The following is a 21,306-nucleotide window of genomic DNA, read 5'->3' as shown; positions in this document are numbered from 1 at the left end:
CAAAGAATTTGGTGATCGCTGCCGTCAGAGTGGTCTTGCCGTGGTCAACGTGACCAATCGTGCCGATGTTAACGTGCGGTTTACCGCGTTCAAACTTTTCCTTAGCCATGATGGCCTCCTGTTAATCTAAGGGGCCGGGCAGCAATGGGTCACTGCCCGGCTATTTCGATTAGGCGAATTTCGCCTGAATTTCGTCCGAGATGTTCTGCGGAACCGGGTCGTAATGCGAGAACTGCATCGTGAACTGCGCACGGCCCGAAGACATCGAACGCAGCGTGTTGATGTAGCCGAACATGTTGGCCAGCGGCACGTTGGCGTCGATCGCTACGGCGTTGCCGCGCGGCTCTTGGCCAGCCACTTGACCACGACGCGAGGTCAGGTCGCCGATGATACCACCGGTGTATTCCTCGGGCGTGATCACTTCCACTTTCATGATCGGCTCAAGCAGCTTGGCGCCAGCCAAACGCATGCCTTCACGCATACACATACGTGCAGCGATTTCGAAGGCCAGAACCGACGAGTCAACGTCGTGGAATTTACCGTCGTTCAGGGCAACCTTGAAGTCGATCACGGGGAAGCCAGCCAAGGGGCCGCTGTCCATAACCGAGTTGATGCCTTTTTCAACACCAGGGATGTATTCCTTCGGAACTGCACCACCAACGATGCGGCTTTCGAACGAATAGCCTTCACCAGCTTCAGTCGGCATGATTTCCATTTTGACTTCAGCGTACTGACCCGAACCACCCGACTGTTTCTTGTGGGTGTAGGTGTGCTCGACCGCTTTCGAGATGGTCTCGCGGTAAGCAACCTGCGGGGCACCGATGTTGGCTTCCACTTTGAACTCGCGCTTCAGACGGTCCACCAGGATGTCCAGGTGAAGTTCACCCATGCCCTTCATGATGGTCTGGCCCGATTCCAGGTCAGTTTCCACGCGGAACGAGGGGTCTTCAGCAGCCAGACGCGCCAGACCTTGCGACATTTTTTCTTGGTCGCCTTTGGTCTTCGGCTCAACCGCGATCTCGATAACGGGATCGGGGAAGGTCATGGTTTCCAGAACAACCGGATCTTTCGCGTCACACAGGGTGTCACCAGTGGTCGTGTCTTTCAGACCGGCCAGCGCGATGATGTCGCCTGCGAATGCTTCTTCGATCTCTTCACGATCGTTCGAGTGCATCATCATCATACGACCAACGCGTTCTTTCTTGCCTTTGGTCGAGTTCAGGATGCTGTCGCCCTTGTTCAGAACGCCCGAATAGATACGGGTAAAGGTCAGCGAGCCAACGAAGGGGTCGTTCATGATTTTGAACGCCAGAGCCGAGAAGGCCATGTCGTCGTCCGCGCGGCGGGCGATGTCACGGGTTTCTTCTTCGTCACCGGGTTTAAAGCCCATGTAATCAACAACGTCCAGCGGGCTGGGCAGATAGTCGATTACGGCGTTCAGCAGCGGCTGCACACCTTTGTTTTTGAACGCCGAACCACCCAGAACCGGAACGAAGTCCAGCGCCAAGGTACCTTTGCGCAGCAGGGCGCGCAGGGTCGGGACGTCGGGCTCGTTACCTTCCAGGTAAGCCTCCATGGCGTCGTCGTCTTGTTCAACGGCGGCTTCGATCATCTTCTCGCGCCACTCGTTTGCCATGTCTTGCAGGCTGTCACGGATAGGAACACGAATCCACGATGCGCCAAGGTCTTCACCCTGCCACAGCCACTCTTCCATGTTGACCAGATCGATCAGGCCTTCCAGCTCGGTTTCTGCACCGATCGGAATGCCAACCGGAACAGCGCGTGCGCCGGTACGGTCTTCGATCATGTTTACGCAGTTGAAGAAGTCAGCGCCGATTTTGTCCATCTTGTTGACGAACACCATACGCGGAACCTTGTAGCGGTCAGCCTGACGCCACACGGTTTCGGTCTGGGGTTCAACGCCAGCGTTGGCGTCCAGAACACAGACAGCACCATCGAGAACCGCCAGCGAGCGTTCAACTTCAATGGTGAAGTCAACGTGACCGGGGGTGTCGATGATGTTCATGCGGTGCTTGGGCGTCTGAGCGGTTTCACCGTCTTCGGTGCGTTCCCAGAAGGTGGTCGTCGCAGCCGAGGTGATGGTGATGCCGCGTTCCTGCTCCTGCTCCATCCAGTCCATGGTGGCTGCACCATCGTGCACCTCACCGATGTTGTGGGATTTGCCGGTGTAATACAGGATACGCTCGGAACAGGTGGTTTTACCTGCGTCGATGTGAGCCATAATACCGAAGTTGCGGTACAGCTCGAGCGGATATTCGCGTGCCATGGTGTTCGTCCTTCCTTGGCGTTACCAGCGGTAATGGCTGAACGCTTTGTTGGCGTCGGCCATTTTGTGAGTGTCTTCGCGTTTCTTAACGGCAGTCCCGCGCGAGTTGACAGCATCCAGAAGTTCGCCGGCAAGACGCTCTTCCATGGTGTTCTCGTTGCGGTTACGCGCGGCGGTGATCAACCAGCGAATGGCCAGTGCTTCGCGACGCTCGGGACGAACTTCAACCGGAACCTGGTAGGTGGCACCACCCACGCGGCGCGAGCGAACTTCGACCGACGGCTTAACGTTATCCAGCGCTTCGTGGAACACTTCCACGGGGGCACGCTTGATTTTGTCTTCAACGCGATCCAGCGCGTTGTAAACGATTTTTTCTGCAACCGATTTCTTACCATCGATCATCAGGTTGTTCATGAACTTGGTCAGAACCACATCACCAAATTTGGCATCGGGCAGGACCTGGCGCTTCTCAGCGGCGTGACGACGAGACATATCTGACTCTCCTTACTTCGGACGCTTGGCGCCGTATTTCGAACGACGTTGCTTACGGTCTTTGACGCCTTGGGTATCCAACACACCACGCAGGATGTGGTAACGGACACCCGGAAGGTCTTTTACACGACCGCCACGGATCAGAACCACCGAGTGCTCCTGAAGGTTGTGGCTTTCACCGGGGATGTAGGAGATAACCTCGAAGCCGTTGGTCAGGCGAACCTTCGCAACTTTACGCATAGCCGAGTTCGGCTTTTTCGGGGTCGTGGTGTAAACGCGGGTACATACACCGCGCTTTTGGGGGCAAGATTCCAGGTGCTGCGACTTGGAACGCTTGACTTTGGGCTGACGCGGCTTGCGGATCAGCTGTTGGATCGTTGGCATAGGGCTCTTTTCCCGTTTCTCAACTCAGTCTACGCAGGGAAGCCCCCACGCGGTTAAATCTGTTTCGCGTTACAGGTTTGTGACAGGATCCCCCGTACGCGCCCGCAAAACGAAAACCCGCGAGCGTTTCCATTCCGAGGCAAACGTCGCGGTTGGTTCACAGAGGATCGGCGCTTCAAAGTAGCCCGAACTTGATCCCTCAATACTTGGATAGCCGGGGTTCACCCAGCTGGATGCTCGCGCGTATAAGGGGTTGCGACGGGGCTGTCAACAGTTGCCCCGGCACCATCATCCCAAAGTCACGGCGTGTCGTGCCCCGCGCGGGCCAGATGGCGTTCCCGAAACAAGGTGAACAGGCCGGTGGCTACGACAATTGCTGCGCCGATCAGTGTCAGTTGGTTTGGCCATTCGCTGAACAGAACAAGCCCAAGGATCAACGCCCAGATAAGACCCGTATACCGGAAAGGGGCTGCGAAGGCGATGTCGCCCACGCGCATCACCATGACCGAGAAGAGGTATCCCAAGAAGATGAAGAAAGAGGCGAAAAACAACATCGCTGCGGACCATCCGCCGATGGGCACCCACTCGACCCAGGCGGACGCGACGCCGAACCCGATGGTTATGGAGGCTGCAGTGGTCAGCGCAACCGTCATCGACGGCGTTTCGGGCGACAGTTTGCGCACAATCAGATCGCGGAAAGTGATGAACCCAACGGCGGCCAAAGCGTAAAGAGACCAGATTGAGAACCCCGTGCCGGGTTGGATAATCAGAAGAACGCTAATAAAGCCCACACCAATGGCCGCCAAACGTCGCCAGCCCAAGGGCTCGGACAGGAAGGCCCACGCAGCCAGCGCTATTACCAATGGCAGGACCTGTAGGATCGCGGTGACATTTGCGATTGGCATGTGAAAAAGCGCGGTCAGGAAGCAATAGGTTGCCCCGATTTCCCCGATACAGCGCAAACTGATCAGCTTCCAATCCCGAACTGGCAGGTCAAACCGCATCGCCCCCAGATAGCGGCCAAGAATGTAAAGCAAAACACATGTCGAAACACCGCGCAGAAACACTGCTTGCTCTAACGGCATCGTTGCCGATAGCGCCTTCATGCAGGCGTCGTTGAACGTGTAGCCGGCCATCGAGCCAGTCATCAACACGGCGGCTTTGAAATTGTCCGAGGGCATAGTGGAGTAAATCCTTGAATGCGTCCGGACACCTAATCAGCGTTTCCGATGTAGGCCAAGCCAAAAAGAAAAGCCCCGCACAAGGCGGGGCTTTCCAAATCTTATGTCAGCGCTGATCAGGGCTGCTCGTCGCCACCCATTTCGGGTGTTTCGACCAGACCCAGATCGTCTTCGGGCGCATCGCCAAAGACATCCTCGGCAGGTGCGGCCAGCGCGGCTGCGGCCTCGGCCTCGGCGCGGGCTTCTTCGATCACCTTCTGGTCGCGCTTCTGAGCGATGGCGCGAACCTGCTGGGTTGCCCCACCAGTACCAGCTGGGATCAGACGGCCGACGATTACGTTCTCTTTCAGGCCAACCAGCTTGTCTTTCTTACCCTGAACCGAAGCCTCGGTCAGAACACGGGTGGTTTCCTGGAACGACGCAGCCGAGATGAACGAACGGGTCTGCAGCGAAGCCTTGGTGATCCCCAGAAGGATCGGCTCGGCCGAGGCCAGACGACGCCCTTCGGCGGCGGCTTTTTCGTTCGCAGCCATGTATTCGGCTTTATCGACGTGTTCGCCTTTCAGAAGCGTGGTTTCACCCGAATCCAGGATCTCCCATTTCTGCAGCATCTGGCGCACGATCACTTCGATGTGCTTGTCGTTGATCTTCACGCCCTGCAGACGATACACGTCCTGAACTTCGTCGATCATGTAGTCGGCCAAGGCTTCAACACCCATGATAGACAGGATGTCGTGCGGCGCCGGGTTACCGTCCATGATGTATTCACCCTTCTGGATGAAGTCACCTTCGGCAACCGGGATGTGTTTGCCTTTGGGCACCATATATTCGACGGTGTCCATCGCTTCATCCGCAGGCTCGATCGAGATGCGACGCTTGTTCTTGTAGTCGCGGCCAAAGCGCACGTAACCATCGATTTCGGCGATGATCGCGTGATCCTTCGGACGACGTGCTTCGAACAGTTCAGCAACACGCGGCAGACCACCGGTGATGTCTTTCGTCTTCGCACCTTCACGCGGGATACGCGCGACAACGTCACCAGCTTTTACGCCCTGCCCGTCCTCAACCGACAGGATGGCGTCAACCGACATCGTATAGGTCACCGGGTTGCCCGCATCATTGCGGACCGGCTCGCCATCTTCTGCGACCAAGATGATCTCGGGCTTCAGCTCGTTGCCTTTGGGGGCAGCGCGCCAGTCCGATACGATCTTCTGGGTCATGCCAGTTGCGTCATCGGTTTCGTCACGAACCGAGATGCCGCTGACAAGGTCAACGAACTTCGCTGTACCGTCTTTTTCAGCGATGATCGGCAAGGTGAACGGGTCCCATTCGAACAGCTTGTCGCCACGGGCCACATCAGAGCCGTCTTTGACAAACAGTTTCGAACCATAACCGATCTTGAACGAGGCACGCTCTTCACCGTTGTCGTCCATGATGGCCATAACCATGTTGCGGCCCATAACGACGATCTCGCCGTCACGGTTTTCCAGTACCGACGCGTTGCGATACTCGATCTTGCCTTCTTGGTTGGCTTCTTGGAACGACTGCTGGCCACCTTGTGCAACACCACCAATGTGGAACGTACGCATGGTCAGCTGCGTGCCAGGTTCACCGATCGACTGCGCAGCGATAATGCCGACAGCTTCACCGATGTTCACCTTGGTACCGCGGGCCAAGTCACGACCGTAACAGTTGGCGCAGACGCCTTCTTCGCTTTCACAGGTCAGCGGGCTGCGGATCCGGATGGCTGCAATGCCGGCCTCTTCCACGGCGTCGGCTTTGCGTTCGTCGATGATTTCGTTCTTGGCAACCAGCACCTCTTCGGTGCCCGGAACCAGAACATCCTCGGCAGCAACGCGACCTAGAATACGCTCGGCCAGCGACGACACGACTTCACCGTCATTCACAGCAGCCTCTGCTGTGATCGAGTTTTCGGTGCCGCAATCCTGCTCGCGCACGATGCAGTCCTGTGCCACGTCAACCAGACGACGGGTCAGATAACCCGAGTTCGCAGTTTTCAGAGCGGTATCCGACAGACCCTTACGGGCACCGTGAGTCGAGTTGAAGTACTCGAGCACGGTCAGACCTTCTTTAAAGTTCGAGATAATCGGCGTTTCGATAATCTCGCCCGAAGGTTTGGCCATCAGGCCGCGCATGCCGCCCAGCTGTTTCATCTGCGTAACCGAGCCACGCGCACCCGAGTGGGCCATCATGTAAACCGAGTTCGGTTCCATTTCGGCGCCATTCTCGTCGCGTTTGTTGGACGAAATCGTGTCCATCATAGCGTCGGTGACTTTGTCGTTACACTTCGACCAGGCATCTACAACTTTGTTGTACTTCTCGCCCAGAGTGATCAGACCGTCCATGTACTGCTGTTCGAACCCTTTAACCTGATCGCGGGTTTCATCCACAATCGGCCATTTGGTGTCCGGAATAACCATGTCGTCCTTACCGAACGAGATGCCAGCCTTGAACGCTTCTTTGAAGCCCATCGACATGATCTGGTCACAGAAGATAACCGATTCTTTCTGACCGCAGTAACGGTACACGGTGTCGATGACCTGCTGCACTTCTTTCTTACGCAGCAGACGGTTCACAAGGCTAAACGGTGCCTTGTTGTTCTGCGGCAGAAGCGCGCCCAGACGAATACGACCCGGCGTGGTTTCAAAGCGGGTCATGACGGTGTTACCTTCGTCATCGACCTGCGGCAGACGTGCCTGAACCTTGGCGTGCAAATGCACTTCGCCAGCGTCCAAGGCGTGGATCACTTCGTCCACGTCCGAGAACACCATGCCCTCGCCCTTCATGCCTTCACGCTCCATCGAGATGTAGTAAAGGCCAAGGATCATATCCTGCGACGGAACGATGATCGGTGCGCCGTTGGCCGGCGACAGAACGTTGTTCGTCGACATCATCAGGACACGGGCTTCCAGCTGGGCTTCCAGCGAAAGCGGTACGTGCACTGCCATCTGGTCACCGTCGAAGTCAGCGTTGAACGCCGAACAAACAAGCGGGTGCAGCTGGATGGCTTTACCTTCGATCAGAACCGGTTCGAACGCCTGAATGCCAAGACGGTGCAACGTAGGAGCACGGTTCAGCATAACCGGGTGTTCGCGGATCACTTCGTCCAAGATATCCCAAACTTCGGGACGCTCTTTTTCCACCAGTTTCTTGGCTTGCTTCACAGTGGAAGACAGGCCTTTGGCTTCAAGACGCGAATAGATGAACGGCTTGAACAGCTCCAGCGCCATCTTCTTCGGAAGACCACATTGGTGCAGCTTCAGTTCCGGACCGGTCACAATGACCGAACGGCCCGAGAAGTCGACGCGCTTACCCAAAAGGTTTTGACGGAAGCGACCCTGCTTACCTTTCAACATGTCGCTGAGCGATTTCAGCGGACGCTTGTTGGCGCCGGTGATCACGCGGCCACGACGGCCGTTGTCGAACAGAGCATCCACGGATTCCTGCAGCATCCGCTTTTCGTTGCGGACGATAATGTCAGGGGCGCGCAGCTCGATCAGACGCTTCAGACGGTTGTTCCGGTTGATCACGCGGCGATACAGATCGTTCAGATCCGAGGTCGCGAAACGGCCACCATCCAGCGGCACCAGCGGGCGCAGCTCTGGCGGGATCACGGGGATCACGGTCAGGATCATCCATTCGGGACGGTTGCCCGATTCAATGAACGATTCAACGATCTTCAGACGCTTGATGATCTTCTTGGGCTTCAATTCGCCGGTTGCTTCGGCCAGATCAGCGCGCAGCTGCTCGGCTTCGGCTTCCAGGTCGATCGCCGACAGCATCTCGCGGATCGCTTCAGCACCAATATTGGCGGTGAAGGCATCCATGCCATAGGTGTCCTGGGCGTCCATGAACTCTTCTTCGGTCATCAGCTGACCATACTGAAGATCCGTCAGGCCCGGCTCGATCACAACGTAGTTTTCGAAGTACAGGATACGTTCCAGATCACGCAGGGTCATGTCCAGCATGAGGCCGATGCGCGACGGCAGCGACTTCAGGAACCAGATATGCGCGACAGGAGCTGCCAGCTCGATATGGCCCATACGCTCGCGGCGTACTTTCTGAAGGGTAACTTCAACACCACATTTCTCGCAGACAACGCCGCGATACTTCATGCGCTTATATTTGCCGCACAGACATTCGTAGTCTTTGACCGGGCCAAAGATACGCGCACAGAACAGGCCGTCACGCTCGGGCTTGAAGGTACGATAGTTAATGGTCTCGGGCTTTTTGATCTCGCCATACGACCACGACAGGATCCGTTCCGGGCTGGCAAGCGAGACTTTGATCTCGTCGAACACCTTGGGGGCGGCCAACGGGTTGAACGGGTTTGTTGTCAGTTCCTGGTTCATTTTGCGTTTCCTTTAATCAGGGGAAGGGTGGGAGGAGTAAGGCGGGCGCCTTACTCCTCGCCCTCCGCATCCAGGAGTTCCATGTTAAGGCCGAGGCCGCGGACTTCTTTGACAAGAACGTTGAACGATTCCGGCACGCCGGCTTCGAAGTTGTCCTCGCCTTTGACGATGCTCTCGTACACTTTGGTACGGCCAGCAACGTCATCCGACTTGACGGTAAGCATCTCTTGCAGCGTATAGGCCGCGCCATATGCTTCCAGAGCCCAGACTTCCATCTCACCGAAGCGCTGACCACCGAACTGCGCCTTACCACCCAGCGGCTGCTGCGTAACAAGCGAGTACGGACCGGTCGAACGCGCGTGGATTTTGTCATCGACCAAGTGGTGCAGTTTCAGCAGGTACTTCACGCCGACAGTGACTTCGCGCGAGAACTGTTCACCGGTACGACCGTCGAACAGAACCGACTGACCCGAGGTGTCGAAACCGGCACGCGTCAGCGCGTCGTTCACGTCAGCCTCTTTGGCGCCGTCAAAGACCGGGGTGGCAATCGGAACACCGCGGGTCACGTTGCCCGCTGCATCCACCAGCTCGTCTTCGTCCATGCCGGTGATGCCTTCTTCATAGACATCGTCGCCATAGGCGATGCGCATGGCTTCGCGTACGGGAGTCAGATCACCCGAGCGGCGATATTCGTCCAAAGCTTCGTCCACGTTCAGACCCAGACCGCGTGCGGCCCAACCCATGTGGGTTTCAAGAATCTGACCAACGTTCATACGCGACGGAACGCCCAGCGGGTTCAGACAGAAGTCAACCGGCGTACCATCGGCCAGGAACGGCATGTCTTCCATCGGTACAACCTTGGAAATAACACCTTTGTTCCCGTGACGACCGGCCATCTTGTCGCCCGGCTGAAGCTTACGCTTCACGGCAACGAAGACTTTAACCATCTTCATCACACCCGGCGGCAGATCGTCGCCACGACGGACTTTTTCGACCTTGTCTTCAAAACGGGCATCCAGAGCACGTTTCTGAGCTTCGAACTGTTCGTTCAGGGCTTCAACGATTTTCGCATCGTCTTCGTCCTCAAGCGCCAGTTGCCACCACTGACCGCGCGACAGACCTTCCAGCAGCTCTTCCGAGATGGTCGAACCAGCTTTCACGCCTTTCGGGCCTTTGACAGCCACTTTGCCCAAGATCATGTCCTTCAGGCGGGCATAGATATTGCGCTCCAGAATGTGCAGCTCGTCATCACGGTCGCGGGCAAGGCTTTCGACCTCTTCGCGCTCGATCTGAAGGGCACGTTCGTCTTTTTCAACGCCGTGGCGGTTGAAGACGCGGACCTCAACAACGGTACCGAAGTCACCCGGCTTCACACGCAGCGAGGTATCGCGAACATCCGAAGCTTTTTCACCAAAGATGGCGCGCAGAAGCTTTTCTTCCGGCGTCATCGGGCTTTCGCCTTTCGGGGTGATCTTACCAACCAGAATGTCGCCCGGTTCTACATCCGCACCGATGTAAACGATGCCAGCCTCGTCGAGGTTGCGCAGCGCTTCTTCACCGACATTCGGGATGTCACGAGTGATTTCTTCCGGCCCAAGCTTGGTGTCACGAGCAGCGACTTCGAATTCTTCGATGTGAACCGAAGTAAAGACGTCGTCACGTGCGATACGTTCCGAGATCAGGATCGAGTCTTCGTAGTTATAGCCGTTCCAAGGCATGAACGCGACGACCACGTTTTTACCCAGAGCCAGTTCACCCATATCGGTCGACGGACCATCGGCGATGACTTCGCCTTTGGACACGCGCTGACCAACTTTCACCAGCGGACGCTGGTTGATGCAGGTGTTCTGGTTCGAACGTTGGAACTTGCGCAGTCGATAGATGTCTACGCCCGCATCACCCAGACCAAGGTCTTCGGTGGCGCGTACAACGATACGGGTTGCGTCAACTTGGTCGATCACACCGCCACGTTTGGCCTGAATGGCAGCACCCGAGTCGATGGCAACTTTGCCTTCGATACCGGTGCCAACAAACGGAGCCTCGGCCCTCAGAAGCGGAACAGCCTGACGTTGCATGTTCGAACCCATCAAGGCGCGGTTGGCGTCGTCGTTTTCAAGGAACGGGATCAGCGATGCAGCGACCGAAACCAGCTGCTTGGGCGACACGTCGATCAGATCAACGCTTTCACGCTGAGCCATCGTGTATTCGCCCGACTGACGGGTATTCACCAGATCGTTTTCAAACCGGCCTTCTTCGTCCAAATGCGCGTTGGCCTGAGCCACGGTGTGACGCATTTCCTCGGTGGCGGACATGTAGTTCACTTCGTCAGTGACCTTGCCGTCCACAACCTTACGATAAGGCGTTTCGATGAAGCCGTATTTGTTCACGCGGGCAAAAGTGGCCAGCGAGTTGATCAGACCAATGTTCGGCCCTTCCGGCGTTTCAATCGGACACATGCGGCCATAGTGAGTGGCGTGAACGTCACGCACCTCGAAGCCAGCACGTTCGCGGGTCAGACCACCCGGCCCAAGCGCCGACAGGCGGCGTTTGTGGGTGACTTCCGACAGCGGGTTGGTTTGGTCCATGAACTGCGACAGCTGCGACGAGCCGAAGAATTCGCGAACAGCAGCCGCAGCCGGTTTCGCATTGATCAGGTCTTGCGGCATCACGGTGTCGATCTCGACCGAGGACATACGTTCCTTGATCGCACGCTCCATGCGCAGCAGGCCAACGCGGTACTGGTTTTCCATCAGTTCGCCGACCGACCGCACACGACGGTTGCCCAAGTGGTCAATGTCGTCGACGTCGCCACGGCCATCACGAAGGTCTACCAGCGCCTTGATACAGGCGATAATGTCTTCGCGACGCAGCGTACGCTGGGTATCTTCAGCATCCAAGGCCAGACGCATGTTCATCTTCACGCGACCAACGGCCGACAGGTCGTAGCGCTCGCTGTCAAAGAACAGCGTATCGAACAGGGCCGACGCAGCTTCAACCGTTGGCGGCTCGCCCGGGCGCATGACGCGGTAGATGTCCATAAGCGCGGTATCGCGGCCCATGTTTTTGTCAGCGGCCATGGTGTTACGGATGTAGGCACCCACGTTCACGTTGTCGATGTCCAGAACCGGAATGTCGGTGATGCCCGCATCCATCAGCTCTTTCAACGATCCACCGATCAGTTCGCCGTCTTTGTCATGCTCCAGCGTCAACTCGTCACCAGCTTCGACATAGATCGCGCCGGTTTCTTCGTTGATGATGTCCTTAGACACGAAACGACCCACGATGGCATCAAACGGAACCAACAGGTCAGTAACTTCGCCCGATTCCATCAGCTTCTTAACGGCGCGCGGGGTGATCTTCTTGCCAGCTTCGGCAATCACTTCACCAGTCTTGGCGTCGATCAGATCCTGTACCGGACGGGTACCCGCAACACGCTCGGGGAAGAACTTGGTGACCCAACCTTTGTTCTTCTTCAGCTTGAACTGAACGGTATCGTAATACGCGTCACAGATGCCTTCCTGGTCCAGACCCAGCGCATACAGCAGGGTGGTCACAGGCAATTTGCGGCGGCGGTCGATACGGGCAAAGACGATATCTTTGGCGTCGAATTCAAAGTCCAGCCACGAGCCACGGTACGGAATGATGCGGCAAGCAAACAACAGTTTGCCCGATGCATGCGTCTTGCCTTTGTCGTGGTCAAAGAACACGCCCGGCGAACGGTGCATCTGGGAAACGATTACGCGCTCGGTGCCGTTCACGACGAAAGTGCCGTTCGGCGTCATCAGGGGCATGTCGCCCATGAACACGTCTTGTTCTTTGATGTCCTTAACCGACTTCGCACCGGTATCTTCGTCCACATCAAACACGATCAGACGCAGAGTTACTTTCAGCGGCGCCGAATATGTCAGGTCGCGCTGTTGACATTCTTCCACGTCAAACTTCGGCTCTTCCAGTTCGTATTTCACGAATTCGAGGATCGAAGTTTCGTTAAAATCCTTAATCGGGAAAACCGACTGGAACACGGCATTAATGCCTTCACCGTCCATCGGTTCAAGCTGATCGCCAGAATTCAGGAAAAGATCATACGAGCTTTTCTGAACCTCGATCAGGTTCGGCATTTCCAGAACTTCACGGATTTTGCCGTAATACTTACGCAAGCGTTTCTGGCCAAGATAGGTCTGCGCCATAAGGTATTTACCTTTCATTTCTCAACTGAGGCGCCAACCGTTGGGTCGCCGGCGACACCTCGTCCGAGACGGGGGTTCGAACCAATTCATGGAAACCCGCCCAAGGGTTCCCTCCCGATCCATTGAACCTTTCCCAGAACAACACCTGCTTACAGGCCCTCTTCAAGACAGGTTCGGCTGGACCCGGATTTCTCCGGGCCCAGCCTTGTTTTTGCAGGCCATCGAGGGCCCAAAAGCGTAAAGCTTAAGCCAGTTCGACTTCGGCGCCAGCTGCTTCCAGCTTGCCTTTGATGTCTTCTGCTTCGGCTTTATCAACGCCTTCTTTGATCTTGCCGCCGCCTTCAACCAGCTCTTTGGCTTCTTTCAGGCCAAGACCGGTGATGCCGCGAACTTCTTTGATCACGTTGATTTTCGAGGCGCCGGCGTTCTTCAGAACAACGTCAAACTCGGTTTTTTCTTCAGCTGCTGCGCCAGCGTCGCCGCCTGCACCACCAGCCATAACAACGGCGCCACCAGCGGCGGGCTCGATGCCATACTCATCCTTCAGGATGGTTTTCAGTTCTTGTGCTTCAAGAAGGGTCAGACCCACGATCTCTTCAGCAAGTTTTTTCAGATCAGCCATTTGACTTCTTTCCGTATTTAGATGTGTTCCAACGCGATGGGATATTCCGCTACGTTGGCCTCATAAGATTGCTTAAGCAGCCTTGTCCTCGATTGTGGACAAGATGGATGCGATGTTCGAAGCAGGTGCGCCAATGGCCCCAGCGATGTTCGAAGCAGGTGCGCCGATACAGCCAGCGATCGAAGCAATAAGCTCTTCACGCGACGGCATAGCAGCAACAGCTTTAACACCAGCAGGATCCAGAGCATCCTCGCCCATAGCACCACCAAGGATCACGAGCTTCTCGTTATCTTTGGCGTACTTATCCATGACCTTGGCCGCAGCCACAGGATCTTCGGAATAGGCAAGAACGGTCATACCCGTCAGATAGTCGGCGATCGAAGCGGCCGGCTTACCTTCAAGGGCGATTTTGGCGAGCCTGTTCTTGGCAACACGCACAGACCCACCAACTTCACGCATTTGCGCGCGCAGGTCCTGCATCTCAGCAACCGTGAGACCTTCGTAGTGGGCAACCACAACGACGCCAGAGCTTTCAAAGATTTGGCCGAGCTCTTCGACCACTTTTTCTTTTTGTGCTCTATCCACAGTTTCACTCCAAGTATGGAGGGTTTGACCCCTCCGGCTCATATTTTACCGAGTTTTCAAGGAAAACCCGGCAATCGGGTCCGCGATAAGGGTCCTTCGCAAAATCGCCCCAAGGCCAAGCGGCCGTGGGAATTCTTTTGTTCATTTCCCATCTCAGGCAGGAATTATGAAACCGCCGAACAGAACCAAAAGGCCATGTTTTTAAGCTTCACCCACCGTCTCGGACGAAACGCAAAACAGCGCACGACGAATCGCACGCTGGTCAGCACGGTCTATTTAGGATGTTTGAACGGGTTTTCCAACCCCTAACAAGGCGATCGGTCAAGAAAGACCCACCGCCCAGCTGCTTGATCCTAGCACAGAATTTAAGTTTCTCAAAATATCCACACAGACCGCATGAAAAAAGGGCGCCCGATCGAGCGCCCTTCTCAATTCTCAAACTGAAGAAACTCAGTTGCCGGTTGCGTTGTCCACGTCCAGCGTTACGCCCGGGCCCATGGTCGAGCTCAGCGAGATTTTCTTCATGTAGGTGCCTTTGGCGCCCGAAGGCTTGGCTTTCTGAACGGCTTCCACGAAGGCGCGCACGTTTTCAACCAGCTTGGCTTCGTCGAACGAGGCTTTACCCAGGCCAGCGTGGACCACGCCACCTTTTTCAGCCTTGAATTGAACTTCGCCGCCTTTGGCAGCTTCAACAGCTTCTTTGACGTCCATGGTCACGGTGCCAACTTTCGGGTTCGGCATCAGGTTGCGCGGACCCAGAACTTTACCCAGACGACCAACGATCGGCATCATGTCCGGAGTGGCGATGCAGCGATCAAACTCGATGGTGCCGCCCTGTACGGTTTCCATCAGGTCTTCTGCACCAACGATGTCTGCACCAGCAGCCTGAGCTTCTTCAGCTTTCGGGCCACGAGCAAACACAGCAACGCGCATGGTTTTACCGGTGCCGTTCGGCAGGCCGATCACACCACGGACCATCTGATCGGCGTGACGGGTGTCAACACCCAAGGCCAGAGCAATCTCGATGGTTTCGTCGAATTTCGCTTTGGCGTTGCCCTTTACCAGTGCAACAGCTTCTTCAACTGTCAGATTTTCTTTGCCGGCGAAGGCTTCGCGAGCGGCAGTGGTACGTTTTCCCAGTTTTGCCATCTTACTTCACCTCAATGCCCATGGAGCGGGCCGAACCCAGGATGATCTGCATCGCGGCTTCGATGTCGTTCGCGTTCAGATCTTTCATTTTCGCTTCGGCGATTTCTTTCACCTGAGCAGCAGTCACCGAACCAACGGTTTCACGGCCGGGGTTGTTTGCACCCGACTTCAGACCAGCGGCTTTGATCAGGAAGTACGACGCGGGGGGCGTCTTGATGTCCATCGAGAAGGACTTGTCCTGATAATAGGTGATCACGGTCGGGCACGGTGCGCCGGGCTCCAGATCCTGAGTCTTGGCGTTGAACGCCTTGCAGAATTCCATGATGTTGATGCCGCGCTGACCCAGTGCGGGGCCGACGGGCGGGCTGGGGTTGGCTTGACCTGCAGGAACCTGCAGCTTCATCGTGCCAGCTAGTTTTTTAGCCATTTGGCTTCTCCTTTAACAACAGCTCGGGGACGCGTCCCTTTGCCTCTCATTGCCGCGGTCTGGTTTGATGATCGCGATCACCGCCCCTCCCACGTTCTCAACACGTCAGCCCTGCTTCGAGACCTGCGTGTAATCCAGTTCGACCGGGGTTTCCCGGCCAAAGATCGACACAGCCACCTTCAGGCGCTGGCCTTCTTCGTCCACTTCTTCGACCAGACCGTCGAAACCTTCGAACGCGCCGTCGGTAACGGCGACTTTTTCGCCGATTTCGAAGCTGATCATCAACTTCGGTGCTTCGGCGCCCTCTTCAACGCGGCCAAGGATGCCTTGCACTTCAGCATCGCGCATCGGCATCGGGCGACCTTGCGGACCCAAGAAGCCGGTGACGCGGTTGATCGACGTGATCAGGTGATAGCCTTCGTCCGACATTTCCATGTGGACCAGAACGTAACCCGGCATGAAGCGACGCTCGGTCGTGACCTTCTTGCCGCGACGCACCTCGATGACCTCTTCGGTCGGCACCAGCACTTCGTCGATCTGGCCCTCAAGACCTTTTTCTTCGACCGAAGCACGGATTGCCTCTGCGATCTTCTTTTCGAAGTTCGACAGCACGCTTACCGAATACCACCGTTTCGCCATGTCAGCCTCTGCATTCCTGCGCCCCATAGGGACAATTTCAATTTCGTTTCCGGGAACAAAAAATCGGCGTGCAACTTGATTCGCCGCACGCCCGTCCCGAAGTGATGCCCGAACTACCCCTGAAACACGCTCATTTCAAGGGCAAAGACGGAGCGTTAGCCGAAGTAGCCCAGCACTGCTGACAGACCGCTGCGGATGCCAAGATCCACAAGCGAAAAGAACAAAGCCGTAATTGCAGCCAGCACAACGACCATGCCGGTGGTCAAAAGAACCTCGCGGCGAGTCGGCCAGGTGACTTTGGACACCTCGGCGCGCACTTGCTGGATGAATTGCAACGGATTGGTCATCTGTTTTCGGCCTTTCATATGATAGGCGGTCAATTACGCAATGCGCACGGGGTTTTCAAGCCTTCACCGTCAAACCACACCTAAAAGGCCCAAAGCGACGATCATCACCAGCGCGCCCGCAACGATTTCCAGCACCGGAACGGCTCGGGCCGCCAAGGAGCCTCCTCCCTCAAGCAGCCCCGCAAGAAGCCCGCCGCGTAGCCCCACGGCAGCCATGGCGGTTACAATGGTCACAGTGGCGGTACCAAGTGCCATGGCGATGACGCCCAGAATACCCTGCCAAACCAGCCCCATTTGCCAAGTCAGCACCAAAAGGAAAAGCGCACCGGTGCAAGGACGGATGGCAACACCCGCGATCAGCACGGCCAGTTCGCGCCAGCTTCCGGCGGCCTCGACCTCGTGCAGGCCGGGCGCGTGGGCGTGGCCGCAATCATGGCAAAAATTAGGATCCGTGTGATCATGGTGATGTTGGTCGTGACCCGCATGGTCATGGCTGTGATGATGCACATGATCGCATTCATGATGATGGTCGTCATGATCGTGACTTTGGTGATGAGGCCCGTGGTCGTGGTCGTGGTCGTGGTCGTGGTCGTGCGAATGTGCTTCGGCCCGCGTCACACGCAACAGCTTCCGTGCGCCGCGCAGCAACAAATAAAGCCCGATCAGCGCAATCGCGCCATAGCTTGCATCGGCAAACCAGTCCTCGGCCAACCCAACCATTTGCTGGCGTGTCAGGTTCAAGACCAGCACACCCGCAAATACCAACAGAATCGCAGTAAATCCCTGCGCAAGCGACGACAGCAACGCAACCATAGACATCCGCCACATGGTTGCTTTCGAGGCCAAAGAATAGCCCCCTATCAGCACTTTACCGTGCCCCGGCCCGACAGCATGAAAGAAACCATAAGAAAAGCAGATGGTAAGCAGGGTCACCAACGCGCCCGGCTCCCCTGCCCTTAGCGCCCTCAACCCGCGCGCCATCGAGGTCTGCACCTGTCGCTGCCAATCTGCAGCCCAAGCCGACACGCCATCCAGCACGCCGGTCGCCCAAAGCGCTACGCCAACCACCAGAATGACCGCCGAAAGGATCGAGATTACGCGGAGCATGTCAGCAACAACTGGTCGGCAAACAGATCACCCACTTCGGGATAATTGTCCTCGGAATACTCAACGCTGTCGGGACCATAAAGCAGGCTTTCCACCTTGTCATAAGCTGCGCCTAGGTCTGCGGGGACGTGCTCGATCCGACAGCCCTCGCGACCTTCGACCGTGACCGGCAGGCGCACATCATAGGCGACAAAGAATGTGGGATCATAGATCTGCACCAGCAGAGGTTCCGAATCGACCGTTACGCGGGTTTCCAGCGGGCGAATATGCCACGTGATAACGCGTCCATCTTCATATCGCATGCCATGCTCCAGCGGGCCGGACAGCGCAATTTCGACATCTTTATCTTTTAGATACAGATCGCCGGGGAAACCAGCAGCCCAATCCACGTCCTTCCCAGCATAGGCGTCCAGCGCGGCTTGCTCGGGGATCCCGTCGCCATCCGCATCCAGCCCGTTATCTTCGACCAACAGCAGCGAATAGAACTCGTCATAGGCCCAGAACACCCGCACGGCAGCCAGTCGGCCCGTGTCGTCAAAAATCAGATTCGCCCCCGCATCGATGAACACATGCGGATGACTGGCCAGCGGCAGGGCCGTGGCAGCGACGAAGGGAACAGACAAGAACGCGGAACGAAGTGATATCATAACAGGGATGTAGCGCGCCATCGTCACGCAAACAACCGCCCGTGACGATATGCGCGGGGCTTCGCTGGAACGAATTGTTGTTGGTTGGTGGTGGCAGGGGCACCAGGGTTCGAACCCGGGACCTACGGTTTTGGAGACCGTCGCTCTACCAACTGAGCTATACCCCTATGACCGAGAAAGCGATTATGCCAGCGCGGCGGGATTATCAAGAGGTTTCATTGACATTTTTGGTGCTATCTTCCACCTAACCCGAAAAAACAGGCCCCGCAGATGACCGATCCGGCAGTATTCAAAGACAGCCCGTGGAAGACCCTCGACCCAGCTTTGCTGGAAGACGCCGCGAAGGTGCCAACCATGCTGGCGCCTGAGGAACAGCAATTCTATTTCTGGGCCACATCGGAATGGATGCAGGGCGACGGTGCTGTGGTGGAACTGGGCTGCTTCGCCGGCGGGTCCACCGCCCGTCTCGCAGCGGGTCACAAACAGGCGGGACATCCGGGACTGATCCACGCCTATGACAGGTTTCTCGCAAATGACGAGGCCAAGGCGCGTATTCTGTACGATCAGGGTGTTACCCCATTCGAAGGCAATAGCATCCTCGAACTTGCAACGGATCTGCTGTCCCCCTGGACGGATCGCGTGTCGCTCCATCCGGGACAGATCGAGGATCAGACCTGGGAAGGTGACCCGATCGAGATCCTTGTGATGGACGCGTCAAAATCCATTCAGACCATGGACCAGATGACACGCACGTTCTTTCCGGCGCTTATCCCCGGTCGGTCTTTGGTGGTGCAACAGGACTATTTGTTCTGGCGCCTGCCCTGGATCGCCATCCAGATGGAGCGTCTGCACAAATTCTTCACGCCAGTCGCCTGCATCCCCGACCATACAGTCGCCTTTCTGAACACGCGCCCGATCCACGAAAAATTCATCGAGCGCGCGATGGTGTCACCGCTGACACCATACGAACGCCTGCGCAATATGCGGCGCGCCAGACGGCGGTTGCTGGATGCGGGACTGGACGCAGTGGCGCGGCCAATGGCGGACCAAATTTGGACCTTGGAACAAAACCCAAAGGTCGAGCGCGCTGGCCACTATGCCGAAAAGGGTCGCCCCCCGAACAGGCGATAGGTAGCTGCGCAACAACGCTTGCTCAATCCGAAGACCCTCGTCCAACCCAAGGAAACGAAAGGCCGGACAGAAACCCGCCATTGCCGCTTTCCCCAGCGAACTCGCGCGTTCTGGAGGGGATTTTTTTGGGGGGAGGTAAGGGGCAAACCCACAATCACCCGGAAACGCAAAACGCGACCCTCAGACAAGGGCCGCGTTTCAAAACTGCATTCGAAAAAGCTTATGCCAGTTCGATGTTCACAGCCGACTCGCGACCGTCGCGGCCTGCTTCAACGTCGAATATTACTTTCTGGTCATCAGCCAGGCCGGTCAGGCCCGAACGCTCAACAGCCGAGATGTGTACAAACACGTCTTTGCCGCCGGTTTCCGGTGCGATGAAGCCGAAGCCTTTAGTGGAATTGAACCATTTTACGGTGCCGTTGGCCATATCCGTAGTCTCCTAATTAGGTTGCCGCTCGCGGAAGTGCAGCGGCCTGGCGAGGTCGGTCTGGATCGAAAGACTGAACGCCAGGATAGGAGACAGTTGGTCGAAAAAGAAAAACGTTAGCAGGGCTCATTTGGGCGACCCCACGCGAAATTGCAACCCAGCTCATTAAAAGTCTGAATTTAGGCGAATATCGGTGAGGGTCTACGACTCAATTCGATGCAAACCACGCAAAACAGGTTCTGTAACTTGTGTTTTAATCATCTGCCTACGACCGAAGGGCATCAATTCAAGTTGGGGAGGCAGCCTTCTGTGATATTTCAATCTTCCCATCCAACCAAAGTTTGCCAGATTTATATCCACCACGAATGAGAAAACCCGGTTCGTGAATTTCAGGATAATCTCCAACCCAATCGCGATATCGGTCGTTGGTCACGACAATGGCATTTAGATCTCTTGCCGCCTGAAGGATAACCGGATCCGCCGATTGGCCTTTTGGAACCACAACAACGGCATCTTCGGGTAGCTTCAATCGCTTTGCCAGTTTGTCGTCGTCTTGGTACTTTCCTACCAACAAGTATCCAGCATTCGCATCAAACATTACGCCTGGCGAAAACCCTAGCCTTTTGAGCTCTCCCACCACGTCGTGCAGAGGCTCGAAACATGGCTCTCCATCTTGCCAGTGCATAACGTTTGAACCGTCTACAACCACCCGCCTTTGTGAGTGATCTTTGACGCTTCCGGGTCGTCTTTGGATAAGCAACAGTACAACTGCTGCAACCGCGCTTGGTGCTGCGATCAAGATAATTGCAGACCACGCAGGAACTAAAAAAGCGAAGATAAGAGCAGCTACCGAGATGGCCGCAACAATGATCAGAAACAACAAAAGAGATATCCAAAAAATACGAACAGGTTTGTCAGGCTCTAATACCATTCAGAGCAAAGTCAGCACAACCTATCGCGCTTAGATTGATACGGTTGTTCCTAACAACTGACGAGTCTGTTGATCAACCGTCAACGGCTTTCACTTCACGCACGCAAAAAGGGCACTCCTGAGAGCGCCCCTTTCTAAACTTCTGTCTCTCTAGGCTCTCGGCGATTTGGCTACGCCAATTCACCTGTCACTGTCAGAACGCTAGGCGTTCTTACTCGATAATCTTCGACACATGTTTGAGGTGCGTCTCAGATCATCTCGCGGCTTGAACCAAAAAGGGCGCCCCGAAGGACGCCCTTTCCGTTCAAGAATTGCTATCGCAATTACTCGATGATCTTCGACACAACGCCCGAACCAACGGTGCGGCCGCCTTCGCGGATGGCGAAGCGC

At 56.2% G+C, this 21,306-nt stretch carries 19 protein-coding genes and 1 tRNA gene; 1 reads left to right on the top strand and 19 read right to left on the bottom strand.

Features of this window, described 5'->3' with window-relative positions; translation table 11 throughout:
• The 16 genes from ACXAH3_RS16005 to ACXAH3_RS15930 form a co-directional block, all read right to left on the bottom strand.
• Window positions 1–109 (bottom strand): GTP-binding protein (locus ACXAH3_RS16005; protein WP_474861802.1); only part of this gene is annotated, 109 nt, incomplete at its 3' end.
• A 60-nt stretch (window positions 110–169) separates the two neighbouring features.
• A complete protein-coding gene (gene fusA / locus ACXAH3_RS16000) occupies window positions 170–2,287 on the bottom strand; it encodes an elongation factor G (RefSeq protein ID WP_474863234.1) in 2,118 nt (705 codons plus the stop codon).
• Window positions 2,288–2,308: 21 nt separating this feature from the next.
• Window positions 2,309–2,779 carry a 30S ribosomal protein S7 gene (rpsG, locus tag ACXAH3_RS15995; protein ID WP_424940975.1) on the bottom strand — a complete coding sequence of 157 codons (471 nt, stop codon included), beginning with the start codon at window positions 2,777–2,779 and terminating at the stop codon, window positions 2,309–2,311.
• Window positions 2,780–2,791: 12 nt separating this feature from the next.
• Window positions 2,792–3,163, bottom strand: a complete 372-nt coding sequence (rpsL, locus tag ACXAH3_RS15990) for a 30S ribosomal protein S12 (protein ID WP_008182915.1) — start codon at window positions 3,161–3,163, stop codon at window positions 2,792–2,794.
• Between the two features lie 299 nt (window positions 3,164–3,462).
• On the bottom strand, window positions 3,463–4,344 hold the full coding sequence (locus ACXAH3_RS15985) for a DMT family transporter (protein WP_474863232.1): 882 nt from the start codon (window positions 4,342–4,344) through the stop codon (window positions 3,463–3,465).
• A 116-nt stretch (window positions 4,345–4,460) separates the two neighbouring features.
• A complete protein-coding gene (gene rpoC / locus ACXAH3_RS15980) occupies window positions 4,461–8,717 on the bottom strand; it encodes a DNA-directed RNA polymerase subunit beta' (RefSeq protein ID WP_474863230.1) in 4,257 nt (1,418 codons plus the stop codon).
• 50 nt (window positions 8,718–8,767) lie between these two features.
• On the bottom strand, window positions 8,768–12,904 hold the full coding sequence (gene rpoB / locus ACXAH3_RS15975) for a DNA-directed RNA polymerase subunit beta (RefSeq protein WP_474863228.1): 4,137 nt from the start codon (window positions 12,902–12,904) through the stop codon (window positions 8,768–8,770).
• A 244-nt stretch (window positions 12,905–13,148) separates the two neighbouring features.
• Window positions 13,149–13,526, bottom strand: coding sequence for a 50S ribosomal protein L7/L12 (gene rplL, locus ACXAH3_RS15970; protein ID WP_474863227.1), 378 nt, complete (start codon window positions 13,524–13,526; stop codon window positions 13,149–13,151).
• 72 nt (window positions 13,527–13,598) lie between these two features.
• Window positions 13,599–14,111 (bottom strand): 50S ribosomal protein L10, encoded by a 513-nt coding sequence (gene rplJ, locus ACXAH3_RS15965; RefSeq protein ID WP_474863226.1) that lies wholly within the window; start codon window positions 14,109–14,111, stop codon window positions 13,599–13,601.
• A 450-nt stretch (window positions 14,112–14,561) separates the two neighbouring features.
• The gene (gene rplA, locus ACXAH3_RS15960) at window positions 14,562–15,260 is read right to left on the bottom strand and encodes a 50S ribosomal protein L1 (RefSeq protein ID WP_474863224.1); all 699 of its coding nucleotides are present in this window, start codon (window positions 15,258–15,260) and stop codon (window positions 14,562–14,564) included.
• 1 nt (window position 15,261) lies between these two features.
• Entirely contained in the window at window positions 15,262–15,687 is a 426-nt protein-coding gene (gene rplK, locus ACXAH3_RS15955; RefSeq protein ID WP_142854942.1) for a 50S ribosomal protein L11, read from the bottom strand.
• A gap of 105 nt (window positions 15,688–15,792) precedes the next feature.
• A complete protein-coding gene (gene nusG, locus ACXAH3_RS15950) occupies window positions 15,793–16,326 on the bottom strand; it encodes a transcription termination/antitermination protein NusG (RefSeq protein WP_474863222.1) in 534 nt (177 codons plus the stop codon).
• Window positions 16,327–16,481: 155 nt separating this feature from the next.
• Window positions 16,482–16,673, bottom strand: a complete 192-nt coding sequence (gene secE / locus ACXAH3_RS15945; RefSeq protein WP_474863220.1) for a preprotein translocase subunit SecE — start codon at window positions 16,671–16,673, stop codon at window positions 16,482–16,484.
• Between the two features lie 69 nt (window positions 16,674–16,742).
• Window positions 16,743–17,780: a nickel/cobalt transporter gene (locus ACXAH3_RS15940; RefSeq protein ID WP_474863219.1), complete on the bottom strand. Its 1,038-nt coding sequence runs from the start codon at window positions 17,778–17,780 to the stop codon at window positions 16,743–16,745.
• Complete coding sequence (locus ACXAH3_RS15935) at window positions 17,768–18,427, bottom strand: DUF1007 family protein (RefSeq protein ID WP_474863217.1); 660 nt, start codon at window positions 18,425–18,427, stop codon at window positions 17,768–17,770. Before ACXAH3_RS15935 ends, ACXAH3_RS15940 begins: the two co-directional genes overlap by 13 nt.
• A 91-nt stretch (window positions 18,428–18,518) precedes the next feature.
• Window positions 18,519–18,594, bottom strand: a tRNA-Trp gene (locus ACXAH3_RS15930).
• A 103-nt stretch (window positions 18,595–18,697) separates the two neighbouring features.
• On the opposite strand from ACXAH3_RS15930, the gene ACXAH3_RS15925 reads away from it, so the two are divergent.
• Window positions 18,698–19,558: a class I SAM-dependent methyltransferase gene (locus ACXAH3_RS15925; RefSeq protein WP_474863215.1), complete on the top strand. Its 861-nt coding sequence runs from the start codon at window positions 18,698–18,700 to the stop codon at window positions 19,556–19,558.
• A gap of 220 nt (window positions 19,559–19,778) precedes the next feature.
• Here the strand turns inward: ACXAH3_RS15925 and ACXAH3_RS15920 are convergent, their stop codons facing one another.
• From ACXAH3_RS15920 to ACXAH3_RS15910, 3 genes are all read right to left on the bottom strand, one after another.
• A complete protein-coding gene (locus tag ACXAH3_RS15920) occupies window positions 19,779–19,985 on the bottom strand; it encodes a cold-shock protein (protein WP_474863213.1) in 207 nt (68 codons plus the stop codon).
• A 286-nt stretch (window positions 19,986–20,271) separates the two neighbouring features.
• Entirely contained in the window at window positions 20,272–20,868 is a 597-nt protein-coding gene (locus tag ACXAH3_RS15915) for an NYN domain-containing protein (RefSeq protein ID WP_474863211.1), read from the bottom strand.
• Window positions 20,869–21,239: 371 nt separating this feature from the next.
• On the bottom strand, window positions 21,240–21,306 hold a 67-nt coding region (locus ACXAH3_RS15910), incomplete at its 5' end, for an EF-Tu C-terminal domain-related protein (RefSeq protein ID WP_377609519.1).

Source organism: Aliiroseovarius sp. ABM4_368 (assembly GCF_056161205.1).
This window is presented reverse-complemented; position numbering and strand designations above follow the sequence as displayed.